General features: G+C 73.3%; 11 protein-coding genes. 5 read left to right on the top strand and 6 right to left on the bottom strand.

Annotated elements, in window-relative coordinates; genetic code table 11:
- Positions 1-54 precede the first annotated feature (54 nt).
- Together B446_RS25590 and glgB are read left to right on the top strand one after the other, a co-directional pair.
- A complete protein-coding gene (locus B446_RS25590; RefSeq protein ID WP_020942332.1) occupies positions 55-1,470 on the top strand; it encodes a maltokinase N-terminal cap-like domain-containing protein in 1,416 nt (471 codons plus the stop codon).
- Entirely contained in the window at positions 1,467-4,043 is a 2,577-nt protein-coding gene (glgB, locus tag B446_RS25585; protein ID WP_020942331.1) for a 1,4-alpha-glucan branching enzyme, read from the top strand. The genes B446_RS25590 and glgB overlap by 4 nt, the downstream gene beginning before the upstream one ends.
- A gap of 64 nt (positions 4,044-4,107) precedes the next feature.
- Here the strand turns inward: glgB and B446_RS25580 are convergent, their stop codons facing one another.
- From B446_RS25580 to B446_RS25560, 5 genes are all read right to left on the bottom strand, one after another.
- On the bottom strand, positions 4,108-6,336 hold the full coding sequence (locus tag B446_RS25580; protein WP_020942330.1) for a HelD family protein: 2,229 nt from the start codon (positions 6,334-6,336) through the stop codon (positions 4,108-4,110).
- Positions 6,337-6,506: 170 nt separating this feature from the next.
- Complete coding sequence (gene trxA, locus B446_RS25575) at positions 6,507-6,839, bottom strand: thioredoxin (RefSeq protein ID WP_043476452.1); 333 nt, start codon at positions 6,837-6,839, stop codon at positions 6,507-6,509.
- Positions 6,836-7,264, bottom strand: coding sequence for a MerR family transcriptional regulator (locus tag B446_RS25570; RefSeq protein ID WP_020942328.1), 429 nt, complete (start codon positions 7,262-7,264; stop codon positions 6,836-6,838). Before B446_RS25570 ends, trxA begins: the two co-directional genes overlap by 4 nt.
- A gap of 75 nt (positions 7,265-7,339) precedes the next feature.
- Positions 7,340-8,131 (bottom strand): DUF2127 domain-containing protein, encoded by a 792-nt coding sequence (locus tag B446_RS25565; protein ID WP_020942327.1) that lies wholly within the window; start codon positions 8,129-8,131, stop codon positions 7,340-7,342.
- 94 nt (positions 8,132-8,225) lie between these two features.
- On the bottom strand, positions 8,226-9,899 hold the full coding sequence (locus B446_RS25560) for an MFS transporter (RefSeq protein WP_020942326.1): 1,674 nt from the start codon (positions 9,897-9,899) through the stop codon (positions 8,226-8,228).
- Between the two features lie 116 nt (positions 9,900-10,015).
- Here B446_RS25560 and B446_RS25555 point away from each other — a divergent pair, with 116 nt between their 5' ends.
- Positions 10,016-10,639, top strand: a complete 624-nt coding sequence (locus B446_RS25555) for a TetR/AcrR family transcriptional regulator (protein ID WP_020942325.1) — start codon at positions 10,016-10,018, stop codon at positions 10,637-10,639.
- A gap of 184 nt (positions 10,640-10,823) precedes the next feature.
- Here the strand turns inward: B446_RS25555 and B446_RS25550 are convergent, their stop codons facing one another.
- On the bottom strand, positions 10,824-12,242 hold the full coding sequence (locus B446_RS25550) for a cation:dicarboxylate symporter family transporter (RefSeq protein WP_052352370.1): 1,419 nt from the start codon (positions 12,240-12,242) through the stop codon (positions 10,824-10,826).
- Positions 12,243-12,360: 118 nt separating this feature from the next.
- Here B446_RS25550 and B446_RS25545 point away from each other — a divergent pair, with 118 nt between their 5' ends.
- On the top strand, positions 12,361-13,989 hold the full coding sequence (locus B446_RS25545) for a sensor histidine kinase (RefSeq protein ID WP_020942323.1): 1,629 nt from the start codon (positions 12,361-12,363) through the stop codon (positions 13,987-13,989).
- Positions 13,986-14,678 carry a response regulator gene (locus tag B446_RS25540; RefSeq protein WP_020942322.1) on the top strand — a complete coding sequence of 231 codons (693 nt, stop codon included), beginning with the start codon at positions 13,986-13,988 and terminating at the stop codon, positions 14,676-14,678. Before B446_RS25545 ends, B446_RS25540 begins: the two co-directional genes overlap by 4 nt.
- Positions 14,679-14,720: the final 42 nt, after the last annotated feature.

The raw sequence follows: 14,720 nt of genomic DNA, 5'->3' as shown, positions 1-14,720 counted from the left end.
CCCGGGGCACGCAACAGTGACACCCCGACGACCCGGGGAAAGGACGTGACGCCCGTGGCGGAAACGGTCACCCCCTTCAACACCACCCCCTCATCCGGCCACCCCCTCGCCTCGCTCGAACCCCTGCTGCGCGAATGGCTGCCCCGGCAGCGCTGGTTCGCCGGCAAGGGACGCCCGGTCACCGGCATCACCCCGGTGGCCGTCACCGAACTGCTGCCCCCCGACGGCCGGATCGGGCTCTACCACCTGCTCGTGCGCGTCCACCAGCCGCCCGCGCTGGGCGCGCCGGCACACCCCGGCGACTGCTACCAGCTCCTCATAGGCGTGCGCGAGGCGCTGCCGCCCCGGCTGGCGCCCGCGCTCATCGGACATGTCACGGAGGGGCCGCTGGCCGGCCGCACCGTGTACGAGGCCCTGTACGACCCCCGGCCCGCCGACGTGCTCCTGGAGGCCCTGCGCACCCAGGCGCGCATCGGCGGGCTGCGGTTCGACCGGGACCCGGGTCAGGAGATCCGGGACGGACTCGTGGCGCGGGTCATGACCGCCGAGCAGTCCAACTCCTCGATCGTCTATGGCGATACGTTCATCCTGAAGCTGCTGCGCCGGGTCGTACCCGGCGTCAACCCCGATCTGGAGATACCGCTGGCGCTGGCCCGTGAGGGCTGTGCCCGGGTGCCCGCCCCGACGGGCTGGCTCCATGCCGAGCTGGACGACGACTCGTACGTGCTGGCCGTGCTCCAGCCGTTCGTGAGCGGTGCGAGCGACGGCTGGGAGCTGGCGCTGCGCGAGCTGGCCAAGGGCGAGGACTTCGTCGCCGAGGCACGCTCACTGGGCCGGGCCACCGCCGAGGTGCACACCGCCCTCGCCCGCGCCCTGCCGACGGTCACCCTCGGCCAGGCCCAGCTCGGGCTGCTGGTCGACGGCATGACCGAGCGTCTCGAGGCGGCCGTCCAGGCGGTGCCGGCGCTGCGGCCGTACGAGCCGGGGCTGCGCTCCGCCTTCCGGGCGCTGGCCGACCTCGCGGAGGAGGGGCGCACCTGGACCGCCCAGCGCGTCCACGGCGACCTGCACCTCGGCCAGTGCCTGCGCTCACCGTCCGGCGCGTGGTCGCTCATCGACTTCGAGGGCGAGCCGGCCCGGCCGCTGGCCGAGCGGCGCATGCCACAGCCGGTGCTGCGGGACGTCGCCGGGATGCTGCGCTCCTTCGACTACGCGGCCCACTCGGCGAGTCCGCCGGCCCCGGAGTGGGCCCACCGGTGCCGGTCGGCGTTCTGCGCCGGGTACGCGGAGGTCGCCGGCCGCGACCCGCGCACCGACCCGGTGCTGCTGCGGGCCTACGAGACCGACAAGGCCGTCTACGAGGTCGTCTACGAGGCCCGGCACCGCCCCGACTGGCTGGGGGTGCCCCTCTCGGCGGTACGCCGCCTCGCCACGTCCGACCCGACCCTCGCCCGGGAGACCAGTCCGTGACGAAGAAGTCAGCCACCTCGAAGAACAAGTCCGGCAAGAGCAAGGCCGGGAAGAACGCGCCCGAGAAGACCGCGAAGGTCGAGACGGCCGACACGGCGGAGAAGGCCGAGCGGAAGGCTCAGCAGGAGGCCGAGCAGCGGGCCGCGCAGAGGGCCGCGCGGGACGGCGCGGGACCGGAGGCCGCCCGGCCGGGCGGACCGGCCGCGATCCCGGGCGCCCGCGCACCGGAGCCCACCGCGGCGGCGAGCGCGCCCGCGCCCTCCCCGGCCCCCGCTCCGGTGCCCCAGCCACGCCCCGCGCGGACGACCGCACCCACGCCGGAACCAGCACGGGCGGAGGCCCAGGCACCGGCACCGGCACCGGCACCGGCACCGGAGATGGCAGCCGTCTCCCCCGCGATCGACGCCGGTGACCGCGAGCGGCTGCTGCACGGCACCCATCACGACCCGCACGGCGTGCTCGGCGCCCACCCGGTGCCCGGCGGGGTCGCGTTCCGCGTCTTCCGCCCCTACGCGCAGGCGGTCGCCGTGGTCTCCGGCGACCTGCGGGCCGAACTGCACGACGACGGCGACGGGTTCTTCTCCGGGCTGCTCCCGCTCGCCGAGGTCCCCGCCTACCGGCTGCTGGTGACGTACGAGGGAACCGTCCACGAGGCCGAGGACCCCTACCGCTTCCTGCCCACACTCGGCGATCTCGACCTGCACCTGATCGGCGAGGGCCGGCACGAGGAGCTGTGGCAGGCGCTCGGCGCCCATGTGACGACCCACCAGGGCGTGCCGGGCACCCGGTTCGCGGTCTGGGCGCCCAACGCGCGGGGCGTGCGGGTCGCGGGCGGCTTCGACTTCTGGGACGCCACCGGATTCCCGATGCGCTCGCTCGGCGGCACCGGGGTGTGGGAGCTGTTCGTGCCGGGCGTCGGCGAGGGCGAGCTGTACAAGTTCGAGATCACCCGCCCGGACGGCTCGCGCACGCTGCGCGCGGACCCGATGGCCCGCCGCACCGAGGTGCCGCCGGCCACCTCCTCGATCGTGGACGCCTCGCACCACGAGTGGGGCGACGGGGAGTGGATGGCCCGCCGCGCCGACACCCCGGTGCACGAGGCGCCGTTCTCGGTGTACGAGGTCCACCTGCCGTCCTGGCGGCCCGGACTCACCTACCGGCAGCTCGCCGAGCAGCTTCCCGCGTACGTGACGGAGATGGGCTTCACCCACGTGGAGCTGATGCCGGTGGCCGAGCACCCCTTCGGCGGTTCCTGGGGCTACCAGGTGACCGGGTTCTACGCGCCGACGGCCCGGCTCGGCACCCCGGACGACTTCAGGTACCTGGTGGACCGGCTGCACCAGGCCGGGATTGGCGTGATCATGGACTGGGTGCCCGCGCACTTCCCGCGCGACGCGTGGGCGCTGGCCGAGTTCGACGGGCGTCCGCTGTACGAGCACCACGACCCGCTGCGGGCCGCCCACCCCGACTGGGGCACGCTGGAGTTCGACTTCGGCCGCCGCGAGGTGCGCAACTTCCTGGTGGCGAACGCCGTGTACTGGTGCGAGCAGTTCCACATCGACGGCCTGCGGGTGGACGCCGTCGCCTCCATGCTCTACCTCGACTACTCGCGCGAGCCCGGCCAGTGGACGCCGAACGAGCACGGCGGCCGGGAGAACCTGGACGCGGTGGCCTTCCTGCAGGAGATGAACGCCACCGTCTACCGGCGCTGCCCCGGGGTGGTGACCGTCGCCGAGGAGTCCACCGCGTGGGACGGCGTCACCCGGCCCACCCACCACGAGGGCCCGAGCGGCTTCGGCGGGCTCGGGTTCGGCCTGAAGTGGAACATGGGCTGGATGCACGACTCGCTGGAGTACATGAGCCACGACCCCGTGCACCGCGCTTACCACCATCACCGGATGACCTTCTCGATGGTGTACGCGTACAGCGAGAACTACGTGCTGCCGATCTCGCACGACGAGGTCGTGCACGGCAAGGGGTCGCTGGTGTCCAAGATGCCGGGCGACTGGTGGCAGCAGCGGGCGAACCTGCGGGCCTACCTCGGCTTCATGTGGGCCCACCCCGGCAAGCAACTGCTGTTCATGGGCCAGGAGTTCGCGCAGGGCGCCGAGTGGTCCGAGGCGCACGGCCCCGACTGGTGGCTGCTCGACCCGTCCTACGGCGCCGCGGCCGACCACCGTGGTGTGCGGGACCTCGTGCGGGACCTGAACGGGCTCTACCGGACCACCCCGGCCCTGTGGCAGCGCGACACCGACCCGGCCGGTTTCCAGTGGATCACGGGTGACGCGGCCGACGACAACGTCTTCGCGTTCCTGCGGCTGGACGCCGACGGCAACCCGCTGCTGGCGGTCTCGCACCTGGCCCCGGTGGTCCGGCACGACTACCGCCTCGGGGTCCCCGAGGACGTCCCGGCCTGGGTGGAGGTGCTGAACACCGACGCGGGCCTCTACGGCGGCGGCAGCGTCGCCAACCCGGACGCGGTCAAACCGGAACCCCAGGGCTGGCACGGCCGCCCTGCGAGCATCAGGCTGACGCTGCCGCCCCTGGCCACCGTCTGGCTGCGGCCGGCCTAGCCGGGCCCGGCGGCCGGTGTGAGGGCGAGCGGGCCCGGGGCGGTCGCCCCGGGCCCGCTCGCCGTCACCCGGCCGGAGCCAGGCCCGCCGGCAGCGTGCCCGTGTGCAGCACACCCAGCCGCTGGGTGGCCCGGGTCAGCGCCACGTACAGGTCGCTCGTGCCGTACCGGGCCGGCTCCACCACCAGGACCGAGTCGAACTCCAGCCCCTTGGCCTGGCGCGGGTCGAGCAGCACGACCGTGCGCGTGAGGTCCGGCTCGGCGCCGGCCGTGACGCCGTCGAGCCGCGCGGCCAGCCTGCGGTGCAGGTGGCGCGGGGCGATGACCGCGAGCCGGCCCTCGGCGGGGGTCAGCTCCGCGACCGCCTCGGCGACGGCGCGGGGCAGGTCGTCGGTGGCGCGGACCCAGGGCCGTACCCCGGTCGAGCGGACCGAGCTGGGCGGTTCGAAGCCGGGGTGCCGGGCGCGTACGACGGCCGCCGCCAGCTCCATGATCTCGGCCGGGGTGCGGTAGTTGACGCCGAGCCGGGTGTGCTCCCAGCGGTCCCCGACGTACGGCTCCAGGATCTTCGCCCAGGAGCCGACGCCCGCGGCCTCGGCCGTCTGCGCCGGGTCGCCGACCAGGGTCAGCGAGCGGGTCGGGCTGCGCCGCATCAGCAGCCGCCAGGCCATCGGCGACAGCTCCTGCGCCTCGTCGACGATGATGTGCCCGAACGCCCAGGTGCGGTCGGCCGCGGCCCGCTCGGCGGCGCTGCGGTGGTCGGCCTCCTCCTGCCGCTCGGCGAACCGCTCGGCGTCGATGATGTCGTGGGCGGACAGGACCTCCGAACCGTCCGGGTCGCCGTCCTCCTTGTCCTCGAACTCGTAGGTGCGCGAGGCGTAGGAGACGTCGAGCACGCCCTGCGCGTAGGCCACCTGCGTCTCGCGTTCGCGCTCCGCCCGGGCCCGCGCCACCCGCTCGTCCACCCCGAGCAGTTCGGCCGCCTCGTCGAGCAGCGGCACGTCCGATACGGTCCACTCCCGGGTGACCGGGCGGCGGATGGCGGCCGCGTCCTCGTCGGGGAGGTAGCCCACCGGGTCGGCGAGGAAGTCCGCGACCAGGCGCTGCGGGGTCAGGCGCGGCCAGAGCTGGTCGACGGCGGCCCAGACCTCGGGGTTCTCGGCGAGCTCGTCGCGGATCTGGGTGATGTCGCTCGGGTCGAGCAGGTTCGTCCCGTCGTACGGGTCGGTGCCGATGCGCTCGGCGACCATGTCGGTGAGGGTGTTGAGGATGTGGCCCTCGAAGTGCTCCCTGGCCTCGTTGTGCGGCAGCCGGGCGGCGCGGGCGCGTTCGCGGGCGACCCTGACCAGGCCGTCGTCGAGCATCAGTATGTCGCGGTCGTGTTCGATCGCGATCACCGGATCGGGCAGCGACTGCCAGTCGCGCACGACTTCGGCGAGGACGTCCGCCATGTCGGCGCGGCCCTTGACCGCGGCCGCCTCCCGGCTGTCGGCCGCCGTGGCCCGCACCCCGGGGAACAGCTCCCCGACCGTGGCGAGCAGCACCCCGGTCTCGCCCAGGGAGGGCAGCACCTCGCCGATGTAGCCGAGGAAGGCCGGGTTGGGGCCGACGATGAGCACGGCGCGGCGGGCCAGCAGTTCCCGGTGCTCGTAGAGCAGGTAGGCCGCGCGGTGCAGGGCGACCGCGGTCTTGCCGGTGCCGGGGCCGCCCTCGACGACCAGCACCCCGCGGTGCGGTGCCCGGATGATCTCGTCCTGCTCGGCCTGGATGGTCCGCACGATGTCGCTCATCCGGCCGGTGCGCGCGGAGTCGAGCGCGGCCAGCAGCACGGCGTCCCCGGTGGGGTCCTCGTGGCCGGTGCGGGTGGCGTCGCCGAGGTCGAGGATCTCGTCGTGCAGGGCGGTGACCGTGCGGTCCTCGGTGGCGATGTGCCGGCGGCGGCGCAGGCCCATCGGGGTGTGGCCGGTGGCCAGGTAGAAGGGGCGGGCGACGTCCGCGCGCCAGTCGATGAGGACCGGGGTGCGCCGGGCGTCGTCCTCGCGCAGCCCGATCCGGCCGATGTGGTGGACCGCGCCGTCGGCGAGGTCGATCCGGCCGAAGCAGAGCGAGCCGTCCACGGCGTTCAGCGCGGCGAGCAGCCCGGAGCGCTCGGCGACCAGGATGTCCCGCTCCAGCCGGGCCTGCATGGGCTTGTCGCCCTGGGCCAGCGCGTCCGCGACCGAGGTCTCGGTCTCGCCGCGCAGCACGTCCACCCGTGCGTACAGTCCGTCGATGAATTCCTGCTCGTGACGCAATTCATCGTCTGGAAAATCGCTGTTTGACAATTCCGCTCCCGCCCGGATAGAATGTGGTCACTGAACTTCTCCGCGACCTATTCCGAATTGAAGTCGCGAACCCCTGAATATACGCACAGAAATCCCCCGAGCGCAATTGCTCAGGGGATTTTCCGCGTTCGGGGCCCGCTTTACAGCAGGTCGTCCAGCTCCTCCAGCAGCCGTCGCTTGGGCCGCGCCCCGACCATGGACCGCACCGGCTCGCCGTCGTGGAAGACCATGAGGGTCGGGGTGGACAGCACGCCGTAGGCGACGGTCGTCTCCGGGTTCCGGTCCACGTCGAGCTGGACGACCTTCAGCCGGTCGGCCTTCTCGGCCGCGATGTCCCTCAGCACCGGCGCGAGCTGCCTGCACGGCCCGCACCAGTCGGCCGTGAACTGCACCAGCACCGGCAGACCGGCCCCGATCACCTCCGTCCCGAAGTCCGCGTCCGTCACCTCGGCCAGTCCGCTCACCAAGCTCATCGCGTCAGCCCTCCCAGTTCGCACCCGGGTTCCGGACCGCCCGGAACCAGCGACTCGGCGGCCAGCGCGTCCCGTGCCCGCTCGGCCCGCTCCAGCTCCCCCGCGACCGTCCGCCGCACCCGCGTGAGCTGCCCGATGAGCGCGTCCAGCTCGTCCAGCTTGCGCCGGTAGACCAGGAGCGAGGCCGGGCAGGAGTCGCCCTCGGGGTGCCCGGCCCGCAGGCATTCCACGAACGGGCGGGTCTCCTCCAGGCCGAAGCCGAAGTCCTGCAGCGTCCGGATCTGGCGCAGCAGTCTGAGGTGGCCCTCGTCGTAGGTGCGGTGTCCCTTGTCGTCGCGCCGGGCGGGCAGCAGCCCCCGCGCCTCGTAGTAGCGCAGGGTGCGGGTGGTGGTCCCGGCCCGTGCGGCCAGCTCGCCGATTCGCATGTCCCCGACGGTAGGCGTTGACGTCGGCGTCAAGGCAAGCCCCCCGGGCCGGCGGCTGTCCGGCGGCTCCGCGGGTCAGCCGGCGCCGGCTCCTTCGGGGTGGCCGGCCTCGACTCCGGCCGACTCCTCCACCTCCAGCAGGGACGCGCTGTGCCGCTCCTCGTCGAAGGCCCTGCGCCCGCCCCGGAGCCCGAACAGCCGCTTGGCCAGGGCGATGTAGAGGACCGCCAGGATGTTGAGGACGAGGGTGGCGATCTTCAGGTAGCTGACCTTCTCGGTGAGTTCGTAGATCTCCAGCGGCAGGAAGGCGGCGGTGGCGACCACCGTCAGGTACTCGGCCCAGCGCTTGGCGTACCAGAGGCCGACCGCCTCGACCAGCTCGATGAGCGCGTAGGCCAGCAGCAGGGCGGCGACCAGCAGCAGCGTGGAGTGCCGGTAGCCGAACGCCTTCTGGATGGAGCCGACGACCGGTGAGTGGTCGAGGTCGTAGTGGAAGTGCCGGAACACCGGGCGGAAGACGTTCAGGTTCTCCTGGAACAGCCGGCGCACCGCGTCCTGGCTGTTGCTGAACCTCCACACCGCGAAGGCGACCAGCACGATGAACACCCCGCGCACGGCCCGCTCGACCGCCAGGAAGCGCAGGATGAACAGGTCCCGCAGCACCTTGCCGCGCGGCACCAGCGGCGCCTCGTCGGCCGGTCCCGAGCCGTGCGGCTCGCCGAGCACGAAGTCGCCGCAGCGCAGGCAGCGCCACACGTCGCCGAGCGCGGTCCGGGCGTGCAGCCGTACCCGCAGCCGCGGGTCGTCCGGCGCATAGGTCACGTGCCCCTTGCGCGCACACGTCCGCCGGTCCCAGTCGATCTTCATCCCCCGTGCCTCCCTACGCGTACGGACGTCGTACGCCGACGTGCCGTTCCGGTCGATCCGGAGCGGCACGTTATCCGACGGGGGCGCGGGGCGGTCACCCGGCCGCGCTGTCCACCGTCTCCTTCTCCTCTTCCCGCACCTGTGGGGCGGCGCTCTCACGGCGCGGGAGCAGCACGGCGACCAGGACGGTGCCGACGCCCAGGATCACCGCGCCGACCAGGCTGGTGTGGGCGACCGCGTGGGCGAAGGAGGAGCCCACCGCGTCGGCCATCTGCCGGGCGCCGGAGGCGAGTTCGGCGGCCTGCTGCTTGAGCTGCGCGGCCTGCTGCGGGTCCTTCGCGGCCGCGGCGCGGGCCGCCGCCCGGTGCGCCTTGTCCCCGATGCCCTGGGCGACCGCGTAGCCGGCGCCGACCGAGTCCCGGGCGGTGGCCAGGGCGCTCGCCGGGAGTCCGCTGCCGGCGGTGGTGTCGGTGAGGCGGTCGCCGTAGGAGGTGCCGAGCAGCGAGCCGAGGATGGCGATGCCGAGCGAGCCGCCCAGCTCCAGCGAGGTGTCGTTGACCGCGCCGCCGACGCCCAGCTCGGACTCCGGGAAGGCGCCCATGATGGCGTCGGTGCAGGGCGAGAGGGCGAGACCGATGGCGAGGCCCAGGATGACGAGGGGCGCCACGAAGTCGCCGTAGCCCGAGCCCGCGTCCACCCGGGTCAGCAGCGCCAGTGCCGTCGTGCCGCCGACCATGCCCGCGCCGACCGTCCACCTCATGCCGACGCGCGGGGTGAGCCAGCCGGTGAGGGCCGAGCCCACGAAGACCGCGCCGGCCAGCGGCAGCATGCGGACGCCGGTCTCCAGGGCGTCGTAGCCGAGCACGAACTGCAGGTGCTGGGTGAGGTAGTAGAAGGCGCCGAAGACGGCGAGGAAGAACAGGGCGACGGCGAGGTTGGAGCCGGCGAAGCGGCGGTCGGTGAAGCGGCGGACGTCGAGGATCGGGCGGGGGTGGCGCAGCTCCCACAGGACGAAGGCGACCAGGCCCGCGGCCGCGACGACCGCCGCGGTGACGGCCTGGGCGCCCCAGCCGAAGTGCGGCCCCTGGATGATCATGTAGACGAGCGAGCCGGTCCAGAGCACGGAGAGCAGGCCGCCGACGTAGTCGATGCGGTCGTGGTGCCCGGCCTTGGAGGGCGGCACGAGGACGAGGGCGCCGACGATCGCGAGGGCGGCGATCGGCACGTTGATCAGGAAGGTCGAGGACCAGCCGTGGTCGCGCAGCAGGGCGCCCGCGACCACCGGTCCCGCGGCGATGGCGAGGCCGGCGGTGGCGGTCCACAGGGTGATCGCCTTGGCGCGCTCGGCGCGCGGGAAGGTCGCCGCGAGCAGCGAGAGCGTGGCGGGCATGATCAGCGCGGCGCCGACGCCCATCACGGCGCGGGCCGCGATGACGGTGGCCGCGCTGCCGGCCAGGTACCCGAGGACGGCGCCGCCGCCGAAGACGACGAGGCCGAGCACGAGCGCCCCGCGCCGGCTGTACTTGTCGCCGATCGCGCCGAGCAGCAGCATCAGCGCCGCGTAGGGGACGGTGTAGCCGTCGATGACCCACTGCAGGTCGGCGCTGGACAGCCCGAGGTCGCGGGTCATGTCCGGGGCGGCGACGGTGAGGGCGGTGTTGGCCATCACGATGATCAGCAGGCTCAGGCAGAGCACGAGCAGCGCCCACCAGCGCCGGGCGTAGGGCCGCCCCGTGCTCTCGACCGGTTCCTTCATGACGAGTCGCATGGCAGGGATCGCCTTCCTCGGTACGCGACAGAATTGCACAGCGTCGTGCAATTGCACAGACATGTGCAATGTACGTCGTTGCACAGCGCTGTGCAAGTCGGGGCGGGGAGGGCAGAATGGCGGTCATGACCACGGGTAACACCAGCCGCGCCGACGCCAACCGGCGCCGCATCCTCGACGTCGCCCTCGCCGAGCTGCTGCGCGATCCCGACGCCTCCATGGACCAGATCGCCCGCGCCGCGGGGGTCGTACGACGGACCGTGTACGGCCATTTCCCCAGCCGCGAGACGCTGATCAGCACGCTCGTCGACGGAGCGGTGGAGGCGCTGACGGAGGCGGACGCGGGGTCACGGGCCGGGGTGGCGGACCCCGCGGAGGCGGTGGCCCGGTCGGTGCTGGCGATCTGGGCGATCGCCGACCGCTACCGGCTGCTGGTCGCCCTGGCGCAGCGCACGGTCACCGTGCAGGGCATCCGCGACCGCCTCGCGCCGCTGCGCGAGAACAAGATCCAGGTCCTCCGGCGCGGCCTGGACGAAGGCGTCTTCACCTCCCCGCTGCCGGCACCGGCCCTCGCCTACGTCCACGAGCAGCTGCTGTTCGCGGTCATGGAGGCGGTGAACGACGGCCTGGTCACCGCGGAGGAGGCGGGCCGCTCGGCCACGGTCACGGTACTGACCTCGGCGGGCGTACCGGCGGCGACGGCCACGCGGCTGGTCGCGGAGCTGGACGGGGAGTCGTAGCGCCCCTGCGGTGAAAACCCGCCGCCCGGCCCCGGGAAGCCGGGGCCGGGCGGCGGGGCGACGGAGGGTGGGCCCGGTCGTCCGGTGGCGGTCACCGGACGCCCGGCCCGGGTTCAGGCGGAGCCGGACGTCCGGAGTTTCCTGGGGGCCGGGCGCCTCGCGCGGCCGGGCCCCGAGCGGAGCGCTACGCCTTGGCCAGCTCCTTCTCGCCGTCCTCGCGGGGCTCGGGCAGCGCGGTGACGGTGCCGTGGTTCTCGTCCAGCAGCGTCGTCTCATCGAACGGCAGCTCCCCGGCGAGCACCTGCCGGACCCGGACCGTGTCGATCTCCTTGGTCCAGGTGCCGATGAGCACGGTGGCGACCGCGTTGCCGGCGAAGTTGGTCAGCGCGCGGGCCTCGCTCATGAAGCGGTCGATGCCGACGATGAGGCCGACGCCGTCCACCAGCGCGGGCTTGTGCGACTGCAGGCCGCCCGCCAGCGTGGCGAGCCCCGCGCCGCTGACGCCCGCCGCGCCCTTGGAGGCCAGCAGCAGGAAGAGGAGCAGCGGGATCTGCTCGCCGACGGACATCGGCGTGCCCAGGGCGTCCGCGATGTACAGCGAGGCCATGGTCATGTAGATCATCGTGCCGTCGAGGTTGAACGAGTAGCCGGTCGGCACGGTGATGCCGACGACCGGCTTGCTGACCCCGAGGTGCTCCATCTTCGCGATCAGCCGCGGCAGCGCGGACTCCGAGGAGGAGGTCGACAGGATCAGCAGGAACTCCCGGGCCAGGTACTTGAACAGGGAGAAGACGTTCAGTCCGGCGACGACCCGCAGCAGCGCGCCGAGCACGATGAAGACGAACAGGAAGCAGGTGACGTAGAAGCCGAGCATCAGCACGGCGAGGCTCTTCAGGGCGTCGAGACCGGCCGAGCCGACCACCGCGGCGATGGCACCGAAGGCACCGATCGGCGCGGCCCACATGACCATGGCGAGGATGCGGAAGACGAGCCGCTGGATGTGCTCGATGCCGCGCAGCACCGGCTGCCCGGCCGAGCCCATGGCCTGGAGCGCGAAGCCGGCGAGCAGCGCCACCAGCAGCGTCTGGAGGACCTGGCCCTCGGTGAAGGCGGAGACGAACGTGACCGGGATGATCGACAGCACGAAGTCCACCGGCGGCAGCGCGTCGCTGGAGACCTGGGCGTGCCCGGTCTGCTTGAGCGCGTTCGTCAGGTGCAGCCCGTCGCCCGGGTGCAGCACGTTGCCGACGACCAGCCCGATGGCGAGCGCCACGAGCGACATCACGAGGAAGTAGCCGAGCGCGATGCCGCCGACGGCACCGACCTTCGCGGCCTTCCGCACGGACCCGATGCCGAGCACGATCGTGCAGAAGATGATCGGCGAGATCATCATCTTGATCAGGTTCACGAAGCCGGTGCCCAGCGGCTTCAGCTCGACCGCGGCATCGGGCCAGATGAGCCCCACGGCGATGCCGAGCGCGACCGCCACGATGACGGCTATGTACAGGTAATGGGTCCGGTCCCGCTTCACGCGGGGTGCGGCAGGTGCCGTTTCGGGGGTGCTGGCGGCCACGGCTGCCCTCCTTGACGTCTTCGTCGGCATCACCGGCGTGCGGCTCACGTCCGGGCGGATGGGGATGCCTGACTATCTCCCGGCCTGTGAGGGCGGTCACCCTTCCGTTCATTTAGTTCACGTACGAACGGCGAGGCACACTCGTGACATGCGCTTTCCGCCCCTCCCCCGCCCCCGCAGCCTGGCGGGCCAGCTCTTCGCCATGCAGGCGGTGCTCATAGCGGTGGTCGTGGCCGGGTACGCGCTGTTCACCTACGTCAGCGACGAACGGCAGGCCGTGGACGCGGCGGCCCTGCACGCGACGGCCGTGGCCCGCTCGGTCGCGGACTCCCCCACGGTCGGCGCGGCGATCCACACCCCCGACCCGAGCCGGGAGCTCCAGCCGTACGCGATGCGGGTCATGCGGGACACCGACGTCGACTTCGTGACGATCATGAACCCCGTCGGCATCCGCTGGACCCACCCCGACGAGCGGCAGATCGGCAGGCACTTCATCGGCCGGATCGACCCGGCCCGGCACGGCCGCACCTTCACCGAGACGTACACCGGCACCCTCGGCGCGTCCGTCCGCGCGGTGACCCCGGTGGAGGAGAACGGGCGGGTCATCGGCATGGTCAGCGCCGGCATCAGGGTCGAGGCGATCAGCGCCCGGGTCCGGGGCCAGGTCACCGCGCTGCTGGGGGTGGCCGGCGGGGCGCTGCTGCTGGGCGCGGTCGGCACCTACGTGATCAACGCCCGGCTGCGCCGCCACACCCACGGCATGAACGCCGCCGAGCTGAGCCGGATGCACGACTACCACCAGGCGGCCCTGCACGCGGTGCGCGAGGGGCTGCTGATGCTGGACGGGCAGTTCCGGGTGGCGCTGATCAACGACGGCGGCCGGGTGCTGCTCGGGGTGGGCGACGAGGTGGACGTGATCGGCAGGTCGGTGGCCGAACTCGGCCTGCCGGCCCCGCTGACCGGCGCGCTGCTGTCCTCCGAGCCCCGGGTCGACGAGGTGCACCTGACGGCGTCGCGCGTGCTGGCGGTGAACACCTCACCGGTGTCCGGCGGCGAGCGCAGGGGCACGGTCGTCACCCTGCGCGACGTGACCGAACTCCAGTCGCTGATGGGCGAGCTGGACTCGGAGCGCGGCTTCACGCAGGCCCTGCGCTCGCAGGCGCACGAGGCGGCCAACCGGCTGCACACGGTGGTCTCGCTGATCGAACTGGGCCGCGCGGACGAGGCGGTGGAGTTCGCCACGGCGGAGCTGGAGCTGGCGCAGGCGCTCACCGACCAGGTGGTGGCGGCGGTGAGCGAGCCGGTGCTGGCCGCCCTGCTGCTGGGCAAGACGGCACAGGCCAACGAGCGGGGCGTGGAGCTGGTGGTGTCCCCGGACAGCCGGCTCGACGACGGCCTGCTGCCGGCCGAGCTCTCCGCCCGCGACCTGGTGACGGTCCTCGGCAACCTGATCGACAACGCGGTGGACGCGGCGCAGGGCAGCGTGGGCGCGCGGGTGACGGTGACGGCGTACGCCTCGGGCTCCGAGCTGGTGCTGCGCGTCTCGGACACCGGACCCGGGGTCGACCCCGCCCACGCCGACCTGGTATTCCAGCGGGGGTTCTCGACGAAGCCGGCCGGACCGGGCGGGCGGGGCCTGGGCCTGGCCCTGGTCCGGCAGGCGGTCACCCGGCTCGACGGGACCCTGACGGTGGCGGAGTCCGCGGCGGACGGAGAGGGCGGAGCGGTGTTCGAGGTGCGGTTGCCGCTGCCCGCGGCAGCGGTGAACGGCGGATGAGCGGCGAACGGCAGGCGATCAGGGTCCTGGTGGTCGAGGACGACCCGGTGGCCGCCGACGCGCACGTGATGTACGTCGGACGGGTGCCCGGGTTCGTCGCGGTCGGCAAGGCGCACAGCGGCGCGGAGGCGCGCCGGATCCTCGACCGCACACCGGTGGACCTGCTGCTGCTCGACCTCCACCTGCCGGACGTGCACGGGCTGCAGCTGGCGCGGTCGCTGCGGGCGGCGGGGCACCACGCGGACGTGATAGCGGTGACGTCGGCGCGCGACCTGGCGGTGGTGCGCGAGGGCGTCTCGCTGGGTGTCGTCCAGTACGTGCTGAAGCCGTTCACCTTCGCGACCCTGCGGGACCGTCTGGTGCGGTACGCCGAGTTCCAGGCCGCGGTGGGCGAGGCGAGCGGTCAGGACGAGGTGGACCGGGCCCTGGCGGTGCTCCGGGCCCCCTCCCCCGCCGCCCTGCCCAAGGGCCTGAGCGGCCCCACGCTGGAGCGGGTCACCACCACGCTCCGCGAGGCCCCCGACGGCCTCACCGCGGCGGGCGTGGCCGAGGCGGTGGGCATCTCCCGCATCACCGCCCGGCGCTACCTGGAGCACCTGGTGGACGCGGCCCGGGCGGCCCGGAGCCCGCTGTACGGCCAGGTGGGACGGCCCGAGCTGGTGTACCGGTGGGTGCCTCAGGGCCGGTGAGGGTGCCGTCGGCCCCGAGGCGGCCCGGCCCGCCCGATCCGC

The organism is Streptomyces collinus Tu 365, assembly GCF_000444875.1.
Lineage (GTDB): Bacteria > Actinomycetota > Actinomycetes > Streptomycetales > Streptomycetaceae > Streptomyces > Streptomyces collinus_A.
The sequence above is the reverse complement of the archived record's forward strand: the minus strand, read 5'-3'. Positions and strand labels throughout refer to the sequence as shown.

Excerpts from the sequence above, each read along its gene's own strand:
- B446_RS25560 (WP_020942326.1), bottom strand. The coding sequence starts at position 9,899 with ATGCGACTCGTCATGAAGGAACCGGTCGAGAGCACGGGGCGGCCCTAC.
- B446_RS25540 (WP_020942322.1), top strand. The coding sequence starts at position 13,986 with ATGAGCGGCGAACGGCAGGCGATCAGGGTCCTGGTGGTCGAGGACGAC.
- B446_RS25545 (WP_020942323.1), top strand. The coding sequence starts at position 12,361 with ATGCGCTTTCCGCCCCTCCCCCGCCCCCGCAGCCTGGCGGGCCAGCTC.
- B446_RS25550 (WP_052352370.1), bottom strand. The coding sequence starts at position 12,242 with ATGCCGACGAAGACGTCAAGGAGGGCAGCCGTGGCCGCCAGCACCCCC.
- B446_RS25565 (WP_020942327.1), bottom strand. The coding sequence starts at position 8,131 with ATGAAGATCGACTGGGACCGGCGGACGTGTGCGCGCAAGGGGCACGTG.
- B446_RS25555 (WP_020942325.1), top strand. The coding sequence starts at position 10,016 with ATGGCGGTCATGACCACGGGTAACACCAGCCGCGCCGACGCCAACCGG.
- trxA (WP_043476452.1), bottom strand. The coding sequence starts at position 6,839 with ATGAGCTTGGTGAGCGGACTGGCCGAGGTGACGGACGCGGACTTCGGG.
- B446_RS25570 (WP_020942328.1), bottom strand. The coding sequence starts at position 7,264 with ATGCGAATCGGCGAGCTGGCCGCACGGGCCGGGACCACCACCCGCACC.